The 23,541-nt window shown below is 64.1% G+C and carries 26 protein-coding genes and 2 pseudogenes; 11 read left to right on the forward strand and 17 right to left on the reverse strand.

Annotation, left to right across the window (positions count from 1 at the left end):
- Positions 1-273 precede the first annotated feature (273 nt).
- The gene (locus NKJ55_RS20310; protein WP_352451417.1) at positions 274-1,149 is read right to left on the reverse strand and encodes a sigma-70 family RNA polymerase sigma factor; all 876 of its coding nucleotides are present in this window, start codon (positions 1,147-1,149) and stop codon (positions 274-276) included.
- 44 nt (positions 1,150-1,193) lie between these two features.
- Positions 1,194-1,655 carry a hypothetical protein gene (locus tag NKJ55_RS20315; protein WP_352451418.1) on the reverse strand — a complete coding sequence of 154 codons (462 nt, stop codon included), beginning with the start codon at positions 1,653-1,655 and terminating at the stop codon, positions 1,194-1,196.
- Here NKJ55_RS20315 and NKJ55_RS20320 point away from each other — a divergent pair.
- Complete coding sequence (locus tag NKJ55_RS20320) at positions 1,650-2,015, forward strand: VOC family protein (protein ID WP_023680367.1); 366 nt, start codon at positions 1,650-1,652, stop codon at positions 2,013-2,015. The two genes, NKJ55_RS20315 and NKJ55_RS20320, sit on opposite strands and share 6 nt — an antisense overlap.
- A 229-nt stretch (positions 2,016-2,244) precedes the next feature.
- Positions 2,245-2,469: a hypothetical protein gene (locus tag NKJ55_RS20325; RefSeq protein ID WP_031213090.1), complete on the forward strand. Its 225-nt coding sequence runs from the start codon at positions 2,245-2,247 to the stop codon at positions 2,467-2,469.
- Between the two features lie 24 nt (positions 2,470-2,493).
- Here NKJ55_RS20325 and NKJ55_RS20330 read toward each other — a convergent pair whose 3' ends face one another.
- The 8 genes from NKJ55_RS20330 to NKJ55_RS20365 all read right to left on the reverse strand — a co-directional run bounded on the left by NKJ55_RS20330 (position 2,494) and on the right by NKJ55_RS20365 (position 9,857).
- Positions 2,494-3,717 (reverse strand): MFS transporter, encoded by a 1,224-nt coding sequence (locus NKJ55_RS20330; protein WP_352451419.1) that lies wholly within the window; start codon positions 3,715-3,717, stop codon positions 2,494-2,496.
- Positions 3,714-5,090 carry an NAD(P)-binding domain-containing protein gene (locus NKJ55_RS20335; protein ID WP_352451420.1) on the reverse strand — a complete coding sequence of 459 codons (1,377 nt, stop codon included), beginning with the start codon at positions 5,088-5,090 and terminating at the stop codon, positions 3,714-3,716. The genes NKJ55_RS20330 and NKJ55_RS20335 overlap by 4 nt, the downstream gene beginning before the upstream one ends.
- A gap of 49 nt (positions 5,091-5,139) precedes the next feature.
- A complete protein-coding gene (locus tag NKJ55_RS20340) occupies positions 5,140-5,472 on the reverse strand; it encodes an ArsR/SmtB family transcription factor (protein ID WP_352451421.1) in 333 nt (110 codons plus the stop codon).
- Between the two features lie 69 nt (positions 5,473-5,541).
- A complete protein-coding gene (gene arsC, locus NKJ55_RS20345) occupies positions 5,542-5,964 on the reverse strand; it encodes an arsenate reductase (glutaredoxin) (RefSeq protein ID WP_352451422.1) in 423 nt (140 codons plus the stop codon).
- Positions 5,961-6,653, reverse strand: a complete 693-nt coding sequence (locus tag NKJ55_RS20350) for an aquaporin (RefSeq protein ID WP_352451423.1) — start codon at positions 6,651-6,653, stop codon at positions 5,961-5,963. Before NKJ55_RS20350 ends, arsC begins: the two co-directional genes overlap by 4 nt.
- 4 nt (positions 6,654-6,657) lie before the next feature.
- Positions 6,658-6,990 carry an ArsR/SmtB family transcription factor gene (locus NKJ55_RS20355; protein WP_352451424.1) on the reverse strand — a complete coding sequence of 111 codons (333 nt, stop codon included), beginning with the start codon at positions 6,988-6,990 and terminating at the stop codon, positions 6,658-6,660.
- A 99-nt stretch (positions 6,991-7,089) separates the two neighbouring features.
- Positions 7,090-9,099, reverse strand: coding sequence for a tetratricopeptide repeat protein (locus tag NKJ55_RS20360; protein ID WP_352451425.1), 2,010 nt, complete (start codon positions 9,097-9,099; stop codon positions 7,090-7,092).
- A gap of 134 nt (positions 9,100-9,233) precedes the next feature.
- Positions 9,234-9,857, reverse strand: a complete 624-nt coding sequence (locus NKJ55_RS20365) for an NAD(P)H-dependent oxidoreductase (protein ID WP_352451426.1) — start codon at positions 9,855-9,857, stop codon at positions 9,234-9,236.
- Positions 9,858-10,140: 283 nt separating this feature from the next.
- Here NKJ55_RS20365 and NKJ55_RS20370 point away from each other — a divergent pair, with 283 nt between their 5' ends.
- On the forward strand, positions 10,141-10,884 hold the full coding sequence (locus tag NKJ55_RS20370; RefSeq protein WP_352451427.1) for an SDR family oxidoreductase: 744 nt from the start codon (positions 10,141-10,143) through the stop codon (positions 10,882-10,884).
- A gap of 46 nt (positions 10,885-10,930) precedes the next feature.
- Here NKJ55_RS20370 and NKJ55_RS20375 read toward each other — a convergent pair whose 3' ends face one another.
- Positions 10,931-11,521 carry a DUF922 domain-containing Zn-dependent protease gene (locus tag NKJ55_RS20375; RefSeq protein ID WP_352451428.1) on the reverse strand — a complete coding sequence of 197 codons (591 nt, stop codon included), beginning with the start codon at positions 11,519-11,521 and terminating at the stop codon, positions 10,931-10,933.
- Between the two features lie 115 nt (positions 11,522-11,636).
- Between NKJ55_RS20375 and NKJ55_RS20380 the strand changes: the two genes are divergently transcribed.
- Entirely contained in the window at positions 11,637-12,401 is a 765-nt protein-coding gene (locus tag NKJ55_RS20380; RefSeq protein WP_352451429.1) for a pseudouridine synthase, read from the forward strand.
- A 221-nt stretch (positions 12,402-12,622) separates the two neighbouring features.
- Here the strand turns inward: NKJ55_RS20380 and NKJ55_RS20385 are convergent, their stop codons facing one another.
- Complete coding sequence (locus NKJ55_RS20385; protein ID WP_352451430.1) at positions 12,623-13,132, reverse strand: hypothetical protein; 510 nt, start codon at positions 13,130-13,132, stop codon at positions 12,623-12,625.
- Between the two features lie 140 nt (positions 13,133-13,272).
- Between NKJ55_RS20385 and NKJ55_RS20390 the strand changes: the two are divergent.
- From NKJ55_RS20390 to NKJ55_RS20405, 4 genes and pseudogenes are all read left to right on the forward strand, one after another.
- Positions 13,273-13,467 (forward strand): annotated as a pseudogene (locus NKJ55_RS20390) (pseudouridine synthase); the annotation flags it as partial.
- Positions 13,468-13,624: 157 nt separating this feature from the next.
- Positions 13,625-13,972, forward strand: a complete 348-nt coding sequence (locus NKJ55_RS20395) for an antitoxin Xre/MbcA/ParS toxin-binding domain-containing protein (protein ID WP_254819704.1) — start codon at positions 13,625-13,627, stop codon at positions 13,970-13,972.
- 18 nt (positions 13,973-13,990) lie between these two features.
- Positions 13,991-14,563, forward strand: a complete 573-nt coding sequence (locus NKJ55_RS20400) for an RES family NAD+ phosphorylase (protein ID WP_352451431.1) — start codon at positions 13,991-13,993, stop codon at positions 14,561-14,563.
- 69 nt (positions 14,564-14,632) lie between these two features.
- Positions 14,633-14,920 carry a hypothetical protein gene (locus NKJ55_RS20405; protein WP_352451432.1) on the forward strand — a complete coding sequence of 96 codons (288 nt, stop codon included), beginning with the start codon at positions 14,633-14,635 and terminating at the stop codon, positions 14,918-14,920.
- A gap of 74 nt (positions 14,921-14,994) precedes the next feature.
- On the opposite strand, the pseudogene NKJ55_RS20410 reads toward NKJ55_RS20405, so the two are convergent.
- Positions 14,995-15,121: pseudogene (locus NKJ55_RS20410) on the reverse strand (HAD family hydrolase); the annotation flags it as partial.
- An 88-nt stretch (positions 15,122-15,209) separates the two neighbouring features.
- Here NKJ55_RS20410 and NKJ55_RS20415 point away from each other — a divergent pair.
- Both NKJ55_RS20415 and NKJ55_RS20420 read left to right on the forward strand, forming a co-directional pair.
- Complete coding sequence (locus NKJ55_RS20415) at positions 15,210-16,601, forward strand: NfeD family protein (protein ID WP_352451433.1); 1,392 nt, start codon at positions 15,210-15,212, stop codon at positions 16,599-16,601.
- Positions 16,598-17,368, forward strand: a complete 771-nt coding sequence (locus tag NKJ55_RS20420) for a slipin family protein (RefSeq protein ID WP_023680344.1) — start codon at positions 16,598-16,600, stop codon at positions 17,366-17,368. Before NKJ55_RS20415 ends, NKJ55_RS20420 begins: the two co-directional genes overlap by 4 nt.
- Before the next feature lie 126 nt (positions 17,369-17,494).
- On the opposite strand, the gene NKJ55_RS20425 is transcribed toward NKJ55_RS20420, so the two are convergent.
- Positions 17,495-18,424: a LysR family transcriptional regulator gene (locus NKJ55_RS20425; RefSeq protein WP_352451434.1), complete on the reverse strand. Its 930-nt coding sequence runs from the start codon at positions 18,422-18,424 to the stop codon at positions 17,495-17,497.
- A gap of 105 nt (positions 18,425-18,529) precedes the next feature.
- On the opposite strand from NKJ55_RS20425, the gene NKJ55_RS20430 reads away from it, so the two are divergent.
- Positions 18,530-19,540 carry a zinc-dependent alcohol dehydrogenase family protein gene (locus NKJ55_RS20430; RefSeq protein WP_352451435.1) on the forward strand — a complete coding sequence of 337 codons (1,011 nt, stop codon included), beginning with the start codon at positions 18,530-18,532 and terminating at the stop codon, positions 19,538-19,540.
- Positions 19,541-19,649: 109 nt separating this feature from the next.
- Here the strand turns inward: NKJ55_RS20430 and NKJ55_RS20435 are convergent, their stop codons facing one another.
- Genes NKJ55_RS20435 through NKJ55_RS20445 form a run of 3 tightly spaced genes read right to left on the reverse strand, consistent with a single transcriptional unit; the run spans position 19,650 to position 23,433 of the window.
- The gene (locus NKJ55_RS20435) at positions 19,650-21,971 is read right to left on the reverse strand and encodes a xanthine dehydrogenase family protein molybdopterin-binding subunit (RefSeq protein WP_352451436.1); all 2,322 of its coding nucleotides are present in this window, start codon (positions 21,969-21,971) and stop codon (positions 19,650-19,652) included.
- On the reverse strand, positions 21,968-22,951 hold the full coding sequence (locus NKJ55_RS20440; protein ID WP_352451437.1) for an FAD binding domain-containing protein: 984 nt from the start codon (positions 22,949-22,951) through the stop codon (positions 21,968-21,970). The genes NKJ55_RS20435 and NKJ55_RS20440 overlap by 4 nt, the downstream gene beginning before the upstream one ends.
- A complete protein-coding gene (locus NKJ55_RS20445; RefSeq protein ID WP_352451438.1) occupies positions 22,948-23,433 on the reverse strand; it encodes a (2Fe-2S)-binding protein in 486 nt (161 codons plus the stop codon). Before NKJ55_RS20445 ends, NKJ55_RS20440 begins: the two co-directional genes overlap by 4 nt.
- Between the last annotated feature and the right edge of the window lie 108 nt (positions 23,434-23,541).

Genomic DNA, 23,541 nt, shown 5'->3' on the forward strand with positions numbered 1-23,541 from the left:
CTCGTTGAAACGATCGAGGCAACCGAATGCAACAACTACTTCGCAAACGCCGGCTACGCTTCCATCAAAACGTGAAAGGCTCTAGAGGATTTTGCCGCCAAATGGAGTCATTTGGCGTCCGCATAAATGCGGCAAAACAGATAGTTAGAGCGAGTTACCGGTTCTAAGAGAACCGGAACCGCTCTAAGAACTTGCTGCCATGTGGCAATTGCGTTTGGGTCAAACAGGAGGAGGCTGCCTGATCGCCATTTCGCACCATTTCCAGCGCACTCCTCACCCCTCCACGGCCCTGATCTCCGCGTCGACCAGACACCAGGGCGCATAGCGGAAATCGCGGATCTGGATGACCTGATCGTCCCTCCATTCGACCAGCATGAAGCCGCGCACAGCGCCGTCGGCCGCCTGCGGGTCGCGGATGAGGATCGCCGGCCGGCCGTCGACCACGCCGAGCGACAATGTCCAGTCGCTGATACGGTCGTAATTGCCGAAATAGGTCGAAACCTCGGCCCTGCCGCGCAGGCGGACGCGGTTGACGACGTCGAGCCGCACGTCCTCGGCGATCAGTGCCCGCACAGCGTCGAAGTCGCGCGCGTTGAACAGGTCGACATAGCGCCGCAGCCGGCGCTCGTCATCGGCGTCGAGCCTCGGCGCCAGCGCCTGTTCGGGCTGCAGCGCCAGCAGCTTGAGCTGCGCCCGCCCGCGATGCAGCGCGGCCTTGGTGGCGGCAAGCGTCGTGCCGGTCACCTCGCAGGTCTCGTGCAGGCTGAGGCCGAGCACGTCGACCAGGATCACAGCGCTGCGCTGCGGCACCGAAAGCTGCATGAAGGAGCGCAGGCTGGTCTGGGCGGCGAGCCGGCTGTCGGCGCTGCCGGAGGGATCCTCGATGACGCTCATGTCGGCCTCGGTCATGCGCGACCTTTCCCGATTGCGCCGCCGCAGATGATCCTGCGCGGCATTGTGGGCGATGCGAAACAGCCATTGCTCCGGCCGTTCGACCATCGCACCGCCGTCGATCGCCTGCAGCGCCTTGATCAGCACCTCCTGGACGATGTCCTCGCCATCGATCACCGAGCCGGCCATACGCGCGCAGTAGCGATGCAGCCTTGGCCGCAACCCGACGAGCATCGCCTCCAAAGTCGCCCTGTTCATTTTCGGCGTAGCGTCCCATTTCTGCGCGAGCGGCACGGCGGGCGCTACCCGGCTTTCTGATCCGCCAGCATACGGTAATTGCCGATGACTTTGACAGGCGATCGCATTGCCGGGGTCGAACGGCGTTGGGCGTGGTTTTCCGTAAACGCCTTGAAAGCCGCAAGCCCGGTCAGCGCCGACGAATTACCGTCCTGGCCGACGATGTGGACGAACGAGCCGTCGTCCAGCTCGAGCACGAGATAACGCACCGTCGGCGGTGCCGCCTCGCCAAGCGCTTCGAACACTTTTTCGACCAGCGCGCGGTTATCTTCCAGGTCGGCTTGCTTCACACCGTATCGAATGAGCGCGTAGTTCATCATCGTCTCCTGACTGGTTGGTATGAACGAAGGACGACCGGCTGTGCTGAAAAGATTCTCCTTGCCGAAGAATCTTTTCGGTTGCCCGCATCGTCTTTCCCGCGTGGGCGGCTGCGCGGCAGCCATCAAGCAGGAGAGACGATCATGCATATCCAGTTTGCCGAGCTTCCGGTGTTCGAGCAGGACCGCGCCAAGGCGTTCTACACCAGGCATCTCGCCTGCCAGGTCATGGCCGACCAGAAGATGGGTGATGGCGGCTGGCGCTGGATCGAGCTGGCATTTCCGCATGCCGTGACGAACCTGCATTTTGTCAGGCGCGCCGACGACGCACCCGGCGCGGAGCCGGTATTGGTGCTGGTCGACGAAAATGTCGGGGCAATGATCGCGGCCATGAAAGCGGGCGGCGTCGAGATCATCACCGAAGCGCATGAGGCGCCGTGGCAGCCGGGGCGAACGGTGGCGGAGTTTCGCGACAGCGAAGGCAACCGCATGGTCCTCGCCAGCCGATAAGGCACCGGAGCCCTCTGTCCGGCGGGGCGTCGTACCTAAGTCCTACCTCCGGCCGGACCATCGGCCGTACTTCCTTCGTATTATTATTTCGTGACCTCTGCGCGCCGGAACCTTCCCTTGCATCGGGCGTTCGGGCGCTGTATCGCGATGCCTCATATTTAGGCAGGCGGAGGAAATACGAATAGGGCGGGTGGCAAAACAAACATGGGCCGGGGAGGAGCATCTTACCATGTCGAACCGTAAAATCGGAATGTCCCACAGTTTGGGGCTGCGCGTCGCTGACCTCAAATCCAGAATGCAAAGTGCCCAGATTACCGAGCATGAGATCAAGACGTTTCAAAAGGTTGCCGCCATCATGGGCGGCGCCAAAGGCTCACTGCGCCTCGATGCGGACGATCTGATCGCCGCGTCTTTCCTTGTCGATCCCTTGGAAGATCTCCCGCTCTCCAGTTGAAGGCGCCGAACGCAGGTCGAAATCCTATCGGGTTTGAACCTGCGATTGCCGCCGGCGGAGCATCCGCCAGCCCAAGCCGCATGCGAGGATGACGTTGGCCAGCGCTAGACCAGAAAGCGCGGCCAACGTCCCGTGCGGGCCGAAGCGCTCCAGCAGCAATGCTCCGGCCGAGGGTGCCGCCGCCTGGGCTATCAGGCTCGGCATGGCGAGGCGGCCCATCAGTCTCGCGTAGCCGTTAGAGCCGAACAGCGCGAGCGGCAACGTCCCCCGCGCGATGGATTCCAGGCCGATGCCTGCGCCGTAGAAGCCCAGCGCCAGCGGGATGATTGGCATGCCGGCCCAGAGCGTCGAAACGCCGATCGCCACAAACGTAACCGAGGCAAACTTGGTGAAAATCGGATGGTGGTAGCGCGCGATCATCATCTCGATCGCGCGCGCCGCCACCTGTGATGGACCAACCAGCACGCCGAGCCCGACGGCTACGGCAAGCGCCATGCCGCTGCCTTGCAGGATTGTGAGCAGATGCACCGATAGTGTCGACGAGATCACCGCTGCGAGTGTCAGGGTCGCGGCCAGAACGATCATGATCGACGGATCGGCTTGGTTGTCGAGAATGGGTGCCGCCTTCTTCACTCCCGGTTTGACTGCCGGTTGCGGCGGCTCCCGGGGCAGGATCACCAGATAGAGCGGAAGCGCAATTGCCAGCTGAAAGGCGGCGTAAACCAGGCAGGTGCCGCGCCAGCCGACCTCCCCCAGCAGCAAGGCTGAGATCGGCCAGCAGATGGTGCTCGCAAGGCCGCCGAATAGCGTCAGCATGGTGATGGCGGAGCGCGCGCCGTGGCCGTAGTGGCGGCCAAGCGTTGCGAAAGCGGCATCGTAGAGCCCCGCCCCCATGCCCAGGCCGATGACCAGCCAGGCCGCGATATAGGCCGCAAGATTAGGGGCAAGAGCCAGCCCGATCTGGCCGAGCCCGATGCATCCGGCGCTGAACGCCAGAACGTTGCGGCCGCCATGCCGCTCGATCGACGACCCGACGCGCGGAGAGATCAATCCTGCCGTGAGCAAGCCGAGGGACAGGCCGCCGACAACCCATGCCAGCGGCCAGCCGGTATCGGAGGAGACTGCCGGCGCGATGACCGCGGGAAGATAGTAGGAAGAACCCCACGCCATGATCTGCGTCAGGCCAAGCGCGGTGATAATCGCGCCGCGGCTGCGCAGGATGGCCGGCGAAGGCGGCGAAAGACTCATGCCGCGACGCTGCAGCCACAGCCGCCTTTGCCGACCGCCTTCGCCTTGGCGTCGGCGACACAGCACGCATCCACCGCTGCCGGCGCCGGACCGCCGCAGCACCCCTTGTCGGCCACGCCGATCCGCGGCACCGTGCAGACGCCGGTCTCGGGCAGCACGAGCTGGACATTGTCGGCCGCCACCATGTCTCCGGCGATCGCCGCCGCGACTGAGCGGACCTGCTCATAACCGGTCAGCAGCAGGAAGGTCGGTGCGCGGCCATAGCTCTTGATGCCGACTGTGTAGAACCCTTGCTCTGGATGGCTGAGCTCACGGTGGCCGTGCGGCGGCACGTCGCCGCAGGAGTGCTCGTTGGGATCGATCAACGGTCCCAGTGCCTTGACGCTTTCCAGCCATGGATCGAGCTCGAGCCGAAGCTCACGGGTCAGCGACAGATCCGGGCGTTGTCCGGTCGCGGCGATGATACGGTCGACCGGACCCAGCGCCTGCAAGCCGTCCCTGGTCTGGCCTTCGACGACCAGCCGGCCGTTGGCATCGCGGATCGAAACAGCCGCAAAGCCCGTCACCAGCCTGACGCCGCCGCTCTCGGCGAGTTCGCGCACTTCGGCGCCGAGTTCGCCGCGTGCCGGCAATTGGTCGGCATCACCGCCACCGTAGATGCGCACCAGGTCGGTGCCGCGCGTTGTCCAGATGAAAGCGGTGCCGGCCTCCACATTTGCCAGGCTGGCGAGATCCAGCACCGCATTGGCGGCCGAATGGCCGGAGCCGACGACCAGCGTCGTCTTCCCCGCGTAAAGGCTGCGGTCGCGGCCGAGAATATCGGGGATGCCGTAGGCGATGCGGTCGGCAAACTCGGCTTCGCCTTCGGCATGAATTCCGCCGGCGCCGAGCGGGTTCGGCATCTGCCAGGTTCCCGAAGCATCGATGACGGCACGTGCGCTGTCGCGTCTTGTACCATCGGCAGTCTCGACCGCCAGCATGAACGGCCGGTTCTCGCGTCCCTTGCTCAGCACCTTGTCGGCGCCCCAGCGCGAAATGCCGACGACCCGGGCGCCGGTTTCGATCGACGGCGACAATTGCGGAAGCTTTGCAAGCGGCTCGAGATAATCCGCGACGAGGTCGTTTGCGGTCGGGAATGCCTCGGGCTCAGGCATCCGCCAGCCATGCGCCTCGAGCAGGTTTCTGGCCGCCTGATCGACGCAATAGCGCCAGGGCGTGAACACACGGACATGGCCCCAATCCCTGAGATTGGATGCAACCGCATTACCGGCTTCGTAGACTTTGACAGGAATGCCCCGCGCGATCAGGTGGACCGCTGCCGCCAGGCCGACCGGCCCGGCGCCGATCACCGCAACGGGGAGCTTTTCGATCATTCCCATATCTTCCATCCTTCCGGTAATTTCGAATTATGGTGCCAAAAAATCACGCCGCCGTCTTGGCCGTCGCTTCCGCCGATGCCGGCGCACAGGTGGCGTCGGCGCAGCATTCGTCCGCGAGGTATCCGATGAGCCCATTCATGGCGGGATAGTTGGCCCGGCAGATCAGCGTCGTCGCCTGCCGCTCCTGCGTCACCAGGCCGGTGTCGACCAGCCGCTTGAGGTGATGCGACAGCGTCGAGGCGGCGATGCCGAGCCTGTCCTGGATGCGCCCGACCGGAAGCCCCTCATCGCCCGCCCGGACCAGGGTGCGGTAGAGCTGCAACCGCGTCGGGTTGCCGAGGGCTTCAAGTTGCAAGGCTGCTTTTTCGAGTTTCATGGAAATAAGCTATTTCCAGAATCGCTGCACGTCAAGCGGATTTCGACAAAAATCGAAATAGGCCGATATCTAGACGACGCGCTTGCCGCTGGCGTCGATGACGACCTCGCCGTCCTCCTTGGTGAACGGGCCGATATCCGGATTGGGCAGGATATCGAGCACGGCTTCGGAGGGTCGGGCGAGCATGGTGCCGAGCGGCGTCACCACGATCGGCCGGTTGATCGGGATCGGATGCGCCAGCATGAAATCGAGGATCTCGTCGTCGCTCCACTTCGGGTCGCCCAGGCCAAGTTCGGCATAGGGCGTGCCCTTTTCGCGCAGCAATTGGCGCGGCGTCATGCCCATCGCTGCGATCAGCTCGACGAGCTTTTCGCGCGACGGCGGATTTTTCAGATATTCGACCACCTCAGGCTCCTCGCCGGACTGCCTGATCATGGCCAGCGTGTTGCGCGAGGTGCCGCAATCGGGGTTGTGATAGATGGTGATGGTCATTGCGCAGCTTTCATCTGTCCGGCTGGTTTCGGTTGGGCGAGCAGCCACCCTGCCAATGCCATGGCGAGCAACGCGCCCAAAAGTTCGGCGCCGATGAAGCCCGGCAGATCGGCGGGGCGGATCCCGGCAAAAGTGTTGGAGAACGCACGGGCGATGGCGACGGCCGGATTGGCGAAGGATGTCGATGCGGTGAACCAGTAGGCGGCGGTGATATAGAGCCCGACCAGCCAGGGGATCGAATCCGGACGGGAACGCAGGCCGGCGAGGATGGTGAAGACCAGCCCGAAGGCGGCGACCAGCTCCGCAATCCATTGCCCGCTTCCGGTCCGCACCGTCGCCGACACTTGCAGGATCGGCAATTCGAACATTGCATGCGCCAGGAATGTTCCAGCGATGCCGCCGGCAATCTGGGCGGCGACGTAAGCCAGCGCTGCGTTCGTTTCGATCTCGCGTCGAAGCGCGAATACCAGCGTCACCGCCGGGTTGAAGTGCGCTCCGGATATCGGCCCGAATATGGTGATGAGCACGACCAGGATCGCCCCGGTCGGCAAGGTGTTGCCGAGCAAGGTGAGTGCGACCTCGTTGGTCAGCTTATCGGCCATGATACCGGAACCGACCACGGTGGCGACCAGAAGAGCCGTGCCGAGGGCTTCGGCGGCAAGGCGGCGGGGAAGATTGCCGGAGCTCATCTAGCTAGCAGTTGCAGGTCACGGCCTGGATGACAGGCTGGCAAAGTTCCGGCGCGCCATTGCAGCAATCCTCCATGAGATAGGCCAGCAGATCGCGAAACCTGGTCATGTCGGCGAAGTAGCGCACGCTGCGGCCCTCCCGTTCGGTCCGCACCAGGCCGGCATGCGACAGTATCTTGAGATGAGCCGATACCGTATTCGGAAATGCGGCGAGCCGCGTGGCGATCTCGCCCGCCGGCACGCCGTCGGCTCCAGCCCGCACCAAAAGGCGAAAAACGTCCAGCCGGGTCTCCTGGCCGAGCGCGGCAAGTGCCGAAAGGGCGAGCGTCTTGTCCATATTTCCAGATTTCCAGAAATGGGGAATAGAGTCAACGCGCGAAGGCTGTGTTGAGTAACGAAATCTCACCGAAGGCGGGGAAGTCCGTAGCGGCGGCAGCTAAGGCGACAGCTCGCGCAGGGCTGCGTTGGCGGCAACAAATTCGTAGGAGTTATTGGGGCAATCGCTGGCGGCGAGCCGATAGAGCCGCAAAGCTTCATCGCTGTGCCCCTGCAGTCGGCTCAGCTCGGCGCTGAACATGTTTGTCTCGCACAGGTTTCCGCGTTTCTTTATCGCATCAGGGTCGTCGGCTTCTGCAATTGTCGCGGCGAGAGTCTGCTCGCCAAGCAGCATTCGAACAGCCGGCGCCGGCCATCGCGTCATGTCGAGCTTCTTGGTCGCTTCCTGCAAATGCCCTGCTGCGCCATTGCGACGCTCGGCAAAATCGAGCCAGATCGCAACATACGCATCCTCTGGTTTGACTGTGGCGGCTTGCGCGAAATCGGCTTGGGCTTTCTCCATGGCACCGGAGTAGAAATGGACGATACCCCGGCCCAAATAGGCGTAGACAATCGTCGGATCGAGGCTGATTGCCTGGTCGTAATCTGCCGTTGCACGTACGTATTCGCCTTTTATTGACCAGACGAGACCTCTGCTGAGATAAGCATGGGCATATTTCGGATCGAGCCCAATTGCTTTGCCATAGTCCTCGAGGGCGCGGTCGTATTCGCCATTCTTGTCCCATATCCAGCCGCGCTTCCTGTAGGCACTGGCGTGTTTCGGGTCGAGCAGGATTGCCTGATCGAAGTCGGCAATCGCGCGGTCGTCATCGCCTTTGTGTGCCCAAGCCGTACCTCGATCGTCGTAAGCATTGGGGTCTTTCGAATCGAGGCCGATCGCCTGGTCAAAGTCGGCGATGGCGCGGTCATAGTCGCCTTTGTCAGCCCAAACGTTGCCTCTGTTGTAGAAGGCACTGGCGCGTTCCGGATCGAGACTGATCGCCTGGTCGGCGTCGGCGATGGCGCGGTCGTAGTCGCCCTTATATTTCCAGGCCCGGCTTCGATTGCCATAGGCACTGGCGTCTTTCGGGTCGAGGCTTATCGCTTGGTCGTAGTCGGCGATCGCACGATTGTAATCGCCTTTGATTGTCCAAGTCAGGCCTCTATCGAGGTAGGCACGGGCGTTCTTCGGATTGAGGCTGATTTCCTGGTCGTAGTCGGCAATGGCGTAATCAGAATCGCCTCTGAGTGACCAGGCCATGCCTCGATGATGATGGACTCCGGCGACATTCGGATCGAGGCTGATCGCCTGTCCGAAATCGGAAATGGCATGGTCATAGTCGCCCTTGAGTAGCCAGGCCATGCCCCGATTATCGTAGGCGCTGGCTTCCTTCGGATCGAGGCTGATCGCCTGGTCATAATCGGCGATCGCACGGTCGTAGTCCCGCTTCCTTTTCCACACGAGACCTCGGTTGTTATAAGTTCGGCCATCGCGGGGATCGAGGCTGATCGCTTGGCCGAAATCGGCGATAGCGCGGTCGTTGTCGCCCTTGCGTGCCCAGGCCAGGCCCCGGTCGCCATAAGCTCCGGCATTCCGGGGCTCGAGGCTGATGGCCTGATCGTAGTCGACAATAGCTCGGTCGTTGTCGCCTTTGTCGAGCCAGGCAGAGCCTCGGATGCGGTATGCATCGCTCTTCGGGTCGAGGTTAATCGCCTGGTCGAAATCGGCGATAGCGCGATCAGCGTCGCTCTTGAGTGCCCAGGTGATGCCTCGGTAGTAATAAGCACTGGCATCTTCCGGATCGAGGCTGATCGCCTTATCGAAATCGGCAATGGCGCGATCATAATCATTCTGCCTCGCCCAGGCGACGCCGCGCTTGAAATAGGCCGTCAAACGGCTGCTGGCGGGCTCTGTCACATCCTCTATCATGAGTGTACAAGCGGCAATTCGCCGAGCCGTATCGGCCTCGTCGTCCCCGACACAATCGCTGCTGGCAGCCAAAGCTGGGCCGCTCAGGGCAAACAAGACCATGAGCCCACGCAGCAGCGACCGACAAAAAGACCTATGCCATTTTCGAATCATCGGCTCATGGATCATGTCGTTTATTTGCATCGCAGTGCGCTTGATCAAGAAGGCCTTGATCTTTGCAACCCAACACTGCAACCATTCTTGGGTCAAGGTGAGACTTGATTTTTTTGACCTTTGCCAAACCGACACCCGCCCGTGACATTCGGCGGAGACAGCGGCGGCTCGCCTGGTCCAAATCAGCCAGGCACTGTGGCGGCGACCGCATCAGCGCGACCAAGGCCGGCAACCGCTTTTCTGACCCGCTGCAGATACGCCTGGCGTCCGGCGGCCGAGACGCTGTCCATCCGGTAGAGCGCCAGGAATTTGGTCCGGCATAGTGGATGGCAGACGGAGCGGAAGCCGCGCAGCAGGGTCCGCCGGCCGGGCTGTCCCATGATCCACGACATCAGCGGCGTGGCGCCACATGTGGTCATTGCCATCACCCGGCGTATGTGCCGCAATTTGGGCCGCGGGCCGCGTCGTGCCGTCGGCATCTCGAAAGCGAAGCCCGGCACCAGTACACGCTCCAGCCAGCCTTTCAGCATCGCCGGAAGGCCATACCACCAGGTCGGATAGATGAAGACGACCGCCTCCGCCCAGAGCAGCTCCTGCGCATGTTCGTGCACCGGTTGCAGGTTCGCCGCCTTGTCGTGGTAACCGCGCCATTCCTGCGTGCGCATGACCGGATCGAAGCCGGTCGCATAGAGGTCGAGCAGGTGGACCTGGTGGCCGCTTTCGGCAAGCGTCTCCAGCACCGTGTCGCGCACCGCGCCGCTGAAGCTGTCGGCGCAGGGATGGCAATGGACGACGAGGACCTTCATCTGGCGCTCAGACCTGTCGGTCGCGAGAGGATCGCGGGGGTGCATGCAAGCGTCGCATGCAAACAAGCCACCCGCAGACGTAGTCGATCAGCTGTTTTCATGCGAAGCCCCGCAGCCCCCATATCAAGACGCAACACCTCCGGTCGCGTCAAGGCCCGTTCATGCGCAGACGTGGGCTTGCTGGGGCCAAAACCCTAACGGTGGATTCGGTTTTTCGATCAGCATTGTTCCAGAAAGCCGGCGCCCTAGCTTCAGGGCGGGTCCAAAGCGTCAGGAGAAAAAGATGCAGACAGGAAAACTGAGCGGCAAGATCGCCTTGGTGACTGGCGCCTCTTCCGGCATCGGCGAGGCCACCGCCCTGGCACTGGCGGCAGAGGGCGCCACGCTGGCGATTGCCGCGCGGCGCGCCGAGCGCCTGGACGACCTGGCGAGGCGGATCCGTGAGACCGGCAGCGCGGCACTGCCGATGACGGTCGACGTCACCGACGAGGCGCAGGCCTCGGCCATGGTCGAACGGGTCGCGCGTGAATACGGCCGGCTCGACATGCTGCTCGCCATTGCCGGCGTTGGCGTCGCGGCGCCGTTCCGCAACACGACGCCGGAAGAGTACCGCCGGATGGTCGACGTCAACATTCTCGGGCTGCTCTATCCGATCCATGCCGCACTGCCCACGATGCAACGGCAAGGCGCCGGCCACATCGTCGTGGTCTCGTCCGGCACCGGCCGTTACATCCACCCTTCGGTGGTCTATTCCGGCACCAAGCACGCGGTGAGCGCGATGGCGGAAACGCTGCGTCGCGAGATCGGCAAAGACGGCATCCGTGTCACCTGCATCGAGCCTGGCGCCGTCAAGACCGAGTTCACCCAGAATATGCGCGCCGATGTGCGCCAGGCGGTCGAGCAAAGGCTGGGCGACATGGAGCAACTGGAAAGCGAGGACATCGCCGCCGCCATCCTTTATGCGGTGACGCAGCCGCCAAGGGTCAACGTCAACATCCTGACGCTCTATCCGACCGAGCAGGCGTGAGGGCCGCAAAGGTGGTACCCTGCGCCGCCCCCGCAGCCCTGCAGCATCATCCGCCGATCATCAGCGTGAACACAAGCTGCCGCAACTTGCCGCCCGGGCCGAATTCGACCCGGTCGAAATCGCGGCTCGCCTGCCGTTGTGCCTGCGAGATTCCGGCGAGCCGTCTCGTCACTTCGATCCTGATCTTGCTGCAGCCGCGGTCATCGGCGACGGTCAGGCCGATGGTGGCCGCCTCGATCTTGTGCACCATGTCGACGATGCTGGCGCCATGCACCTTCTCGTGAGCTGCGAGGCCGGCTGCGAAAACCTCCCAGTTCTTCTGGATTGCGCCCGGCAGCTGCGCGGCCGGCTTCGGCAAGGTGTAGGTGATGATCAGCTTCGGCCGCGCCGACACCAGCACGCAGGCGTCGCCTTGCGGCTGGTAGTCCCTCACCCAGGTCAGCTTGAAATTGGTATGCGCGATGACGCGGCGTTCGCCGAGCAGCGGCCCGCGCCCGCCGATCGAGGCGTAGAGCTCCGGCCCGGATTGCCCTGAGATGGCATAGGTCTCGACCTTCTCGACCGCCTGCCAGCCGGCATGCGCCGGCGATGTCGGCAGGAAGGCGAGCAGCAGGCAAAGGCGAATGGCTGTTTTCATGCAAGTCCTCGCAGCCGCTGCGCACGACGCAAACGATATGCAGTTCCCTTCCGTGGACATAGCCGGCGGCCGGCTATAGTGGGATGCTCGTATACAAGAATCCACAGGCAACATCATGTCGCCGCGACCGAACATTGCCCGGCAACGCCCTGCCCCCGGGGCCCAGCCTCCCGGCGTCAGCCTCTGTCGTGCACTGTCGAAGCTTGGCCTGTGCTCGCGCAAGCAGGCCGAGCTTCTGGTTGCCGAGGGGCGCGTGCGGGTCGCCGGCAAGATCGTGCGCAACGGCTCGATGCGTGTCGATCCAGGCCGCGATCGCATCGAGGTCGACGGCCGCCGCGTCGCCGCCGAGCGCAAGGTCTATCTGATGCTCAACAAGCCGCGCGGGCTGGTCACCACTCGCGACGACCCGCAGGACCGCGGCACCGTCTATGATTGCCTGGCAGGCCTCGACCTGCCTTTCGTCTCGCCGGTCGGCCGCCTCGACAAGGCCAGCGAAGGCCTGCTGTTGATGACCAACGATACCCGCTTCGCGCAGCGCCTGCTCGATCCCGCCTCGCATGTCGCCAAGACCTATCACGTGCAGATCGGCGCGCTGCCCGACGAGGCCATGCTGGCGCGGTTGCGCGCCGGCGCGACGGTCGACGGCGAATTGCTGACGGCCCGGTCCATCGAGCTGCTGCGCGGCGGCACCAGCACCGCCTGGCTGGAAATCGTGCTCGACGAGGGCCGCAACCGCCATATCCGCCGGCTGCTCGCCGCCCACGATATCGAGGTGCTGCGCCTGGTACGGATCGCGATCGGATCTCTGCAACTCGGCGACCTTGCCAAGGGCAAGGTACGCCATCTGACTGCCGAAGAGCTGGCGCTGCTTCAGGCCTAGCCGGCTGGCGGCGACTCGATTGTCAGGCAGCTGCCCGCCAAAGCTGTTCCCTGTCGGATACAGCATCAATTGCCCGCAAGAGAACCGACACCGCGGTGTCCAGGCTGCTTTCCTCGGCCTCCGGTTCGACAAGCCCTGTCCAGGGATCGAGGTTAGCGGGATCACGCTCTATCTTCGCAACCAACGTCTCGCGCGGTTCAAATTGAAATGTAAGGGGCTCATCAGTCGTCATTGTCGGAAGAAGCCTTGGCTTTGCCGCACTGGGCCAGCACCTTGCCGATGGCGGCGGATGAGCCGGCAAGCGGAAAGCTGTTCTCGCCATATTTGCCCGAGGCGACCGTGACCTCGCCCTTGGAGCGCAGCAGGGCCAACAGCGGGTCGGTGCTGCTCAATTCCACGGTGAAGGTGTTGTACATTTCTTCGAGTTGAAGCGTCTTGGTCACCGCCTTGCCGCCGGCCTTGAACGCGAACGAAGCGATGCCGGGTTCCAGTTGCGGACCGCTGTCGCCCAAATCATAGCTCAGCGTCGGCTTGCCGAAACAGGCCAGCGTCAGCTGGGCGCCGCCATTCGATCCGCCGCAGACCGACGCCATCAGCACTTTGCCGCCCTCCTCTTCCTCCAGTTTCGCCGTCCAGCCGCACGGCGCGGCAAACGCCGGCTGCGCCGCTTGCAGGACGACCTGAGCGGCGACGCAACCCGCCACGACGAATTTCGCCAATCCGCTTCGCATGATCTTCCCTTCCCAAGTCATCGAACCATCGTCGGCCACGTGGCATCAAGGACTATACAAAACAAATTGTCCCGTGGCATTACCGGCGACACCAGGGCGCTGTAGCAATTCAGGCGATTGATTTTCGATCGAGTGGAAGCGGCACCAGCACCGCCTGGCTGGAGATCGTGCTCGACGAGGGCGGCAACCGCCACATCCGCCGGCTGCTCGCCACCCACGATATCGAGGTGCTGCGCCTGGTACGGATCGCGATCGGATCTCTGCAACTCGGCGACCTTGCCAAGGGCAAGGCACGCCATCTGAGCGCCGAAGAGCTGGCGCTGCTTCAGGCCTGAGCGACCAGGCACTGGAGGCCCCTTGAACCGAAGCGGCAATTGACATTTGCATCTCTGTTTCATATTTTCCATTTGTGAAACTGAAATGCGCCGATGCAGTCAAAGTGTCAGGGCTGACACGCATGGGCGAAGCTGGCTTGGAAGCCGGAGAGAAAACATGGCTACTGCGTTGCGGGCGGTTCCCAGATTCCTGGACGAATTGGGTACGTTTGGCGGCCTCAAGGGAACCGATATTGCAAACATCACCGACGTGTCCAAGGCCACGGTTTCGAGGTGGAAGGCCGGCGACATCAAGCCCCAGCCGCGCAGCGAGCTCATTCTGTCGGACCTGCACTATATCGTCGGCCGACTGCAGGAATTCTACGAGCCAAGCGATATCCGCACCTGGCTTTACGCTCGCCACCCGCAATTGAACGGTGAAAGGGCGATAGATCTCATTCACGACGACCGCGCCCTCGACGTGCTCAAAGTCATCGACCGGCTTGAGAACGAGGTCTTTCTGTAATTGGCGATCGCCGGGCGGATGAGACGAGACAGTCGGCTCATCGATGCTATCGAGGAAATGGTTCCGGTCGAATACTCCGGGACGGTTTGGCGTGTGGTGCGCCAGGGCCGCAGCCCGATCCAGTGCTCGAGCTCCGGCGGCCGTTGGGACGATGGAACGTTCGACGTGCTCTACACCTCGCAAGAGCGCGAAGGTGCCTTGAGCGAGATGAGATTCCACCTGACGCGGGGGCAGCCAGTGATCCCTTCGCGCGTCAGATACAATCTCTTCGAGATCGATCTTGCTTTGGACCGGACGCTCAGACTGCTCGACCTGGCAGCCTTGCAGACCCTTGGCCTCGACACCGCGCGCTACGGGCAGCTTTCGTATCAGGAAAAGCACGCCGAATATCCGAGGTCGCAAGACATCGGCGAGGCCGCGCATTTCCTCGATTATGACGGTCTGATCGTGCCCAGCGCGCGATATGATTGCCTGAACGTCGTCGCGTTTTGTGATCGGCTGCCGGCCGGAGCGATGACGATCAGAACCGATCACGGGGAAATTGCCTGGGCTAGCGGCGGCCCCGCTGCCATCCATCCCCCGCACGGGTGATGCGGCCAACGGAAGTGGCGCGCTAACATTGCCTCCAAGTGCAGAGGTCTAACGCGCAAGGGAGGATCCATGCGTATGCTCCGACTGATACCGACGCTGCTGGCGCTGCTGGCCGTCTTGCCATTGAACGCTGAAGCGACCACGAAGAAGTACCCTAAGGGCCACGGCACGAATTGCGCCGAGAAGGACCAGGCGTGCCAGAAGAGATGCCAGGCTGTGCCGATCGACTACAACAGCGTCAAATCCATCCAGGGGCGCAACGAATGTCTGAATAATTGCACCATCGGCTACGATCAGTGTCTCGGGGCACCCGCCCGAATCCAGGAACAGACAATCCAGGAGGACGCCGCGCAATAGAAGCCCGCCAGAGATGGCTCCAATGCGCAAAACATAGGTGTGATCGAATGACGGCGACAGCCCGCCGGTCGCCTTCATGTGCGGCCGCCGACTTCGTCGACATGGCGCAGCATGTCGTCGGGATCTTCATAGACGCGGAACGTGCCCGATTGGCGGAGCTTCTACGGTGCCGTAGCCGCCGCTGAGCAGGCCGACATCCAGTAGGACCGTGCGATGCGTCACCCGCCGCGCGCCGCGTCATGGATTTCGGCAAAATCCAGCCCATATTCCTAGATGTGGAGCTTTGAGCGTGAAACTCGCGCGTGCGGTCCTGCTTGCCGCGGCTTTCGTGGCTGTTGCGGCCGTTTGTCCCTCTTCCGCAACCGGAGAGGCGGACGGCCGGGAGAAAATTGTGTTGCGCGTCGAGATAGACGGCGCCATCGGTCCGGCGAGTGCCAGGCAGCTCGAGGAAGCACTGGCGGTGGCCGCGGACCGAAATGCCCAGGCTCTCATCCTGCAGATGGACACGCCCGGCGGGCTGGTCACCAGCATGCGCGAGATGATCGCCGGCATTCTCGCCTCGCCGGTTCCCGTCATCGGCTATGTCGCGCCCGCCGGCGGGCACGCGGCGAGCGCCGGAACCTACATCCTCTACGCCACCCATCTGGCGGCGATGGCGCCCGGCACCAATCTGGGCGCGGCAACGCCGATCGAGATGGGCGGGCCGCTGCCATCGTTTCCCGGCGGCAAGAACGATGGCCCGGAGGCGGACAAGGACAAGAAGAACGCACCCGCGGGCGATGCGATGATCGCCAAGGCGACGAACGATGCCGTTGCCCTGATCCGCAGCCTGGCTGAATTGCGCGGGCGCAATGCCGAATGGGGAGAAAAGGCCGTGCGCGAGGCGGCCAGCCTGTCGGCCGGCGCGGCGCTGCAGCAGCATGTCATCGACTTCGTCGCCCGCGACACCACCGAACTGCTTCAACTGGCCGACGGCCGGACAGTCGAGATCGTCGGCAAAAAAGAGGCAATGGCGACGAAAGGACTGCCGGTCGAAACGCTCGAGCCAGGCTGGCTCATCCGGCTTCTCGCCGTGATCACGGACCCGAACATCGCCGTCATCCTGATGCTGGTCGGCGTCTATGGCCTCGTCTTCGAATTCACGAGCCCGGGCGCGGTCGCGCCCGGCGTGATCGGCACGATTTGCCTTCTGCTCGGACTCTATGCGCTCAATCTCCTGCCGATCAGCTATGCCGGCCTTGCCTTGATGCTGCTTGGCATCATCTTCCTGGTCGTCGAAGCCTTGAACCCGACTGTGGTCCTTGGGCTGGGAGGCGTGGCTGCGTTTCTGCTGGGCGCTGCAATGTTGCTCAGGATCGAGGGGCCCGGCTTCGAGATGTCGTGGGCCGTTATCGGCACCGCCGCCGTCCTGACGCTCGGCCTGGCGCTGTTGACCGGCAGCTATCTGTGGGCGGCCCGCAAGAACGTTCCGCGTGTTGGCGCACAGGCCATGCAGGGGCTGCCGGCGGAGGTCCTCGACTGGCAGGGCAGCGAGGGCCACGTGCTCGCCCGGGGCGAGCGCTGGCGGGCAAAAGCCGACGAACCGCTTGCAGTGGGCGACAGCGTCGAGGTGGCCGATGTCAGGGATCTTGTGCTGACGATACGGCGCCGCAATGTGAGAAGCGATGGAGCAAGGCAATGATCATCGGTTATGTGGCCTATCTGGCAGCAGCGCTCGTCGTGGTCATGTTCCTATCCGCGGCCATTCGCATCCTGCGGGAATATGAGCGCGGCGTGGTCTTCACGCTCGGCCGCTTCACCGGGGTCAAGGGCCCCGGCCTTATCATCCTCATCCCCTTCGTGCAGCAGATGGTGAAGGTCGACCTGCGAGTGGTGGTCCAGGACGTCCCGCCGCAGGACGTGATCTCGCGCGACAACGTCTCGGTGAAGGTCAACGCGGTGCTGTATTTTCGTATCGTCGACGCCGAGCGGGCGGTGATCCAGGTTGAAGACTTCATGACCGCCACCAACCAGCTGGCACAGACCACGTTGCGGTCGGTGCTCGGCAAGCATGAGCTCGATGAAATGCTGGCCGAACGTGACAAGCTCAACAGCGATATCCAGGAGATTCTCGACCAGCGCACCGATGCCTGGGGCATCAAGGTCTCCGATGTCGAGATCAAGCATGTCGACCTCAACGAGAACATGGTCCGCGCCATCGCCAAGCAGGCCGAGGCGGAACGGCTGCGGCGTGCGAAAGTGATCAATGCCGACGGCGAACAGCAGGCGGCGGCAAAGCTCGTCGAGGCCGGCAAGATGCTGGCCGAAGCACCGCAGGCCATGCAGCTACGCTATTTCGAGGCTCTCCATGACATCGCCGGTGAGCGCTCGTCGACGGTCGTGTTTCCGGTGCCGATGGATCTGCTCGGTCATTTCATCAAGCAGGGTGGTGGAGGCGGAGGCGGCTGAGCGCGTAATCTCCCCCCTCGAGGGGGAGATGGCCGCGAAGCGGCCAGAGGGGGTCGTCTCACATAGATCGCCGACGCCTTCCTCTACGAGAGACGGCGCTGACGCTCCACGCGCCGCGACCCACCCTCACCTCCGCCACGGCGGGACCGGCGCAAAGCGTTTGCCGATCCAGTCGGCGAAGGCACGTGTCTTGGCGGCTTGCCCCTTGGCCGAAGGCATGACGACATAGACGGCGCCCTCGTCGGCAAGCGTCCAGTCCTCCAGCACTGGCACCAGCCGGCCGTCGGCGAGCTCGCGTCCGACCAGCCAATCCGTGCTCATCATCAGTCCGACGCCTTGCACGGCGGCTTCGACCAGCACCTCGGCGTCGTCGGTGACCAGCGGCCCGGAGACCTCGATACTGACGCGCCGGCCCGAACTGTCGGTCATCTCCCAGGCCGGAAAGGTCTGGAAACCTGAGAAGCCCAGGCAACTGTGTTCCAGCAGTGCTTCAGGTTCAGTCGGCGTGCCCCGGCGGGCGAGGTAGGACGGCGCGGCGCACAGCAGCCGCCGCCGTGTCGCGACCTTGCGCGCCACCAGCCGCGAATCCTCCAGCGCGCCGAGACGGACGGCGACATCGAAATTCTCGGCGACGAGATCGACGAAACGGTTGGAGAACTCGGCCTCGATACGGACTTCGGGAAATTCGGTGAGAAACTGTGGCAGCAGCGGGCCGATCCACATGCGCCCGAACGAGCCGGGCAGCGCCAGCCGCAGCACGCCGCGCGGCCCGCCGCCGGCATGCGCCGACGCGACAGCCTCGGCCTCGTCGACCGCAGCCAGAATGGTGCGGACGCGGACGAGAAATTCCGAACCCGCCTCGGTCAGCGACACGCTTCGTGTCGTCCGGTGCAGCAGGCGCACGCCCAACCGCTCTTCCAGCGAGGCAAGGCGCCGCGACAGGATCGTCGCGTCGCGACCGATGCGAGCAGCCGCCTTGGTGAAGGAGCGTGCTTCGGCGATTGCCGCGAAGGCGGCCATTTCGACCAATGCTGCCGGTTCGTGCGATTGCTGCATCAGGCGCAGAGCTCATATGTAAAAGCCAAGGATTATATACCAATAGCGCAGCAGCTAGTTTCACCCAATCCCGGCCCGTCAATCGGCCATCAACCGGAGTGAGACATGAAAGCGATCGAACTGACTGCCCCGAGACTGGACGCGTTTCGCGCGGCCACCGTTCCCACGCCTGAACCGCAGCGCGGCGAAGTGCTGATCCGCCTGCGCGCCGCAAGCCTCAATTTTGTCGATGTCGCGATAGCGAGCGGCAACTATCCAGGTCCGAGCTTTCCGCTCATTCCCGTCGTCGACGGCGCCGGCGAGATCGTCGGCATCGGCGAGGGCGTGTCGAGGCTCGCCATCAACGACCGCGTCATCGCCCATGCAAAACCGCGCTGGATCGGCGGCCGTCCGCGGCCTTATGAGACCAGAGAGATGCGCGGGCTGACACTGCCCGGCTCGCTCGCCGAATATGTCGCGCTGCCGGCCAATGCCGTTGTGCCGATGCCGGCGCATCTGTCCTTCGAAGCGGCAGCGACGCTGCCGATCGCCGGCACCACCGCGTGGAATGCGCTTCGCGCCGCCGATGTCGGGCCGGGGTCGGTCGTCGTCCTGCTCGGTACCGGCGGTGTCTCGATCCTGACCCTGCAGCTGGCCAAGGCAGCCGGCGCCACGGTCATCATCACCTCGTCGTCGGACGAAAAGCTGGCGCGCGCCAAGGCCTTGGGTGCGGATCATCTCATTAATTATCGTGAGACGCCGGACTGGGACGCCAAGGTGCTCGAGTTGACCGACGGGCTCGGCGCCGATCTGATCGTCGAAACCGCCGGCGCGGCTACCTTCGCCCGCTCCATCAATGCCGCGGCGCCCGGCGGCACGGTGTTCGCCATCGGCTTCGTCACCGGCGCCGAGGCCACCACGAACCTGCTGCCGATCATCATCAAGGCACTCAAGGTTGTGGGCAACAACACCGGTTCGGTATCCGACCTGTGCGACGCGGCGCGCGCCATCGGCGCCGCCCGTATCAATCCGGTCATCGACACGGTCTACAGCCAGCACCAGGCGACCGAGGCCTACGCCCACATGGCGGCCGGCGGCCGGCATTTCGGCAAGCTCGCGTTCAGTCTGTCGTGGTGAGCCTGAAAAAGGCAGAGCGTTGAAGCTGCCGATCTCCCCTCTCGTGGGGAGATCGGTCGTCACCTCGGCTTTCGCCAATCGCCAATGCGCCGACAGTCCCGACCTCCGCCTAAATCAGCTTCTCCAGCGTGATCGGCAGGTCCCGCACCCTTTTCCCGGTGGCGTGGAATACCGCGTTGGCGATCGCCGGCGCCACGCCGACAATGCCCAGCTCGCCGACCCCCTTGCCGCCAAGCGCCGAGGAATGCGGATCGGGAATACCGACCGAGATCACCTCGATGTCGGGAATGTCGGCATTGGTGGCGATGAGATAGTCGGCGAGATTGTTGTTGACGATGCGGCCGTGGCGGCGGTCGACGATGCCCTCCTCGAGCAGCGCCTGGCCGATGCCCATGATGATGCCGCCCTTCCATTGGCTTTCGGCGAGCTTGGGGTTGTAGAGCCGGCCCGAATCCAGCGCCGACACCACGCGGGAGACGCGAACCGTGCCAAAGTCCTCGTCGACGCGGACTTCGATGAAATGCGCGCACCAGCTGTGGCGGGAATAGTCGCCCTCGGTGTGCGGCAGCGCCATGGCTATGGTGGTGTAGTTCTTGTAGCGGTCCTCGACCGTCGAATTGGCCGGCATGGTGTCGCCCTTCGCCTCGATATGCTCGCGCCCGACGCTGCTGAGCAGTTCGGCGATGGAAACTTCAGGGCCGTTGCCGCGCGGTGAAGCGACGCGGCCATTGGCGACGACGAGCGTGTTGGCCTGCAGTGCATGGAACGGCGAAGCCGGATCGCTGATGGCGAGCCCGATCAGTTGGTCGAGCGCGGCACTCGCCGCCTTGTGGACGGCGCCGGTCATCACCCCGGCCAGCCGCGAACCGCCGGTGACGCCGGCACGGGCATAGCGGGAATCGCCAAGCTTGACGACGACGTTTTCCGCCGGCACGCCCACCACCTCGGCGGCGGTCTGCGCCAGGATCGTGTAGGTGCCCTGCCCCATGTCGATCGATGAGCTTTCGACCTCGACCGAGCCGTCGGCGAGAATGCGCACGACCGCCTCGCCATAGGCGCGCCGCACCGGGTAGGTGCCCGCCGCGACACCCCAGCCGATCAGCTGGTTGCCGTCGCGCATCGAACGCGGCCGGGGGTTCCGCTTCGACCAGCCAAAGGCTTCGGCGCCGGCCGCGAAGGCCTCACGCAGTTGCCGTGTCGACCACGGCTTCTTCGCATGCGGATCCTGCTCGGCATAGTTCCTGAGACGGATTTCCAGCGGGTCGATACCGACCTCGTAGGCGAGCTCGTCGATGGCGCTTTCGATGCCGAAGGCGCTCGGGTTCTCGCCCGGCGCGCGCAATGCCCCCGGCACCACCGTGTTGACCCGCACGACGTTCTGCCGCGACGAGAAATTCGGCGTCGCGTACATGACCGAGGTGACCGAGCCGAGCGGCTCGACCCACATGCCGTCGACCGAGGTCTCGTTGACGCCGCGATGCACGATCGACTGGATCTGACCCTCCGCGTTGGCGCCGAGCGCCACCGTCTGGCGGGTCGCCGCCCGTCCGCCATAGGCGGTGAAGGTCTGCGGCCTGGTGACCGCCAGCTTCACCGGCCGTCCCAGCATTTTGGCGGCAACTGCCGCTACAGCGCCGTAGCCATAGGCAAACGCCTTGGAGCCGAAGCCGCCACCAATATAGGGCGAGACCAGTCGTACATTCTCGAACGGCACGCCGAACCATTCGGCATAGGTCCGGGCCATGCCGTCGAGCCATTGGCTCGGCTCCCAGACCGTCAGCTGGTCGCCCTGCCACTTTGCGATCAGGCCATGCGGCTCCATCGGCGCCTGGTATTCGCGCGGCGTGTTGTAGGCGTTGCAGATCCTGACCGGAGCCGAGGCGAACGCTGTCTCCGCCTCGCCCCATTCCTTGGTCATCGCATCGACCGGGATGCCGTCGCCGGCCTTTGGGTCGCTGAGGTCGACGATCGCCGGCGCCTCGTCATAGGCGATCTTGACCAGCGTCGCGGCGGCGACCGCCTGCTCGAAACTCTCGGCCACCACCGCCGCGACATGCTGGCCGCTGAAGGTGATGTCGCGCGCCAGCGGGCAATAGGCGACGTCCGGCGGCGGCGTGCCCAGCCAGTCCGTTGCGGTTCTCAGCGGCAGGATGTTGTCGGGCGTCAGCACCAGCAGCACGCCGGGCGACGCCTTGGCCGCGGTCGTGTCGATCGAACGCACCCGGCCGGCGGCAATGGTGCTCTCGACCAGCACCGCATGGGTGAGCCCCTCGAGCTGCTGCTCGACGGCGTATTTGGCGGCACCGGTGATCTTGGCCGGGCCGTCGACGCGCGACAGCCGGCCGCCGACCTGGTCGGCGAGGACGGCACCGTCCGAAGCGTCGCCGCGTTTGGCATCGCCTGGTCTTGTTCTCAACTCGTGAACGGTCATGCCGTTTCTCCCATTTTGAGGATGGCGCGGGCGACGACGCGCGGCGCCAGTTCGATCTTGTAGTGGTTGGCGCCATGGTCGACGGTGCCCTCGACGGCGAGCAGGCTGGCTTGCCTGACGACCTCCGGCTCGAGCACTTTGCCTTTCAGCGCCTCTTCGACGGCAAGGGCGCGCCATGGCTTGGTGGCGACACCGCCAAGCGCGACGCGCAGATCGCGGATCGTCCTTCCGTCGGCCTCGAATTCGATGCCGACCGCGGCACTTGCCGCGGCGAATTCATAGGACTGGCGGTCGCGGACCTTGAGATAGGTCGAGCGGCGGGCGGCCGCCGAAGCGGGAATGCCGATCGCGGTGATCATCTCGCCGGGCTCGATCGCATGTTCCCTTTCGGGCGTGCTGCCCGGCAACAGGAAAAAATCATCGACAGCGATCTGACGGTCGCCGAGATGGACGATCGCGTCGAAGGCGACGAGTGCAACCGCCAGGTCGCCGGGATAGGTGGCGACGCAGGCCTCGCTGGTGCCGAGCACGGCATGGCCGCGGGTGACGCCGCCAATCGCCGAGCAGCCGCTGCCGGGCGAGCGCTTGTTGCAAGCGGGGAAATTCGCCGGATCGCGGAAATAGGGGCAGCGTGTACGCTGCATCAGATTGCCGCCGATCGTCGCCATGTTGCGCAGCTGCGCCGATGCCGCCTGCCACAGCGCCTCCGAAACGGCAGGGAACCGGCTCTTGATACCGGCATGGTCGGCGACGGTGCTCATCCTGGCCAGCGCCCCGATCGCGGCGCCCCGGTCATCAACGGCAATCGTGTCCAGTCCCTTGAGATGGGTGATGTCGACCACGGTCTCGGGTTCGGCAACGCCGCATTTCGCGAGATCGACAAGCGTCGTGCCGCCGGCCAGAAGCATGGCGCCGGGAAGTGCTGCTGCCTCACGGGCTGCATCGACGGAGCCGGCGCGGAGATACGAAAAGTCCCTCATGACGCGGCCTCCATGGCCGCCTGGCGCACGGCGGCGACGATATGCGGATAGGCGCCGCAGCGGCAGAGATTGCCGGCCATGTATTCGCGGATCTCCTCATCCGAGCCGGCATGGCCTTCGCGAATGCAGGCGACCGCCGACATGATCTGGCCCGGCGTGCAATAGCCGCACTGGAAGGCATCCTGTTCGAGGAAGGCGGCCTGCACCGCATGCAGCGTGCCATCCTCCCCGGCAAGCCCTTCGATGGTGGTGATGTCCCTGCTTTCAGCCTGAGTGGCAAGCGTCAGGCAGGCCAGCACGCGCTGGCCGTCGATATGAACGGTGCAGGCGCCGCACTGGCCCTGGTCGCAGCCCTTCTTGGTGCCGGTCAGGCCGAGATGGTCGCGCAAGGCGTCGAGCAGGGTAACGCGCGGTTCGACCTCCAGCTCATGTCGATGTCCGTTGATTCGAAGTTGGATTGGAGTTCGGGTTTTGCTTGTCATGGGGCGTCTGGCTCCAGTTGCTTGACGCGGGAGGGGATGATCTGGTGCCAGGCCGGCGAGCGGCAAGGTCAGCTTATGGCTAGGTGAAGGCTATCTTCCCCTTGGGGG

It is taken from the genome of Mesorhizobium sp. M0106 (genome assembly GCF_040322715.1).
Classification (GTDB): domain Bacteria; phylum Pseudomonadota; class Alphaproteobacteria; order Rhizobiales; family Rhizobiaceae; genus Mesorhizobium.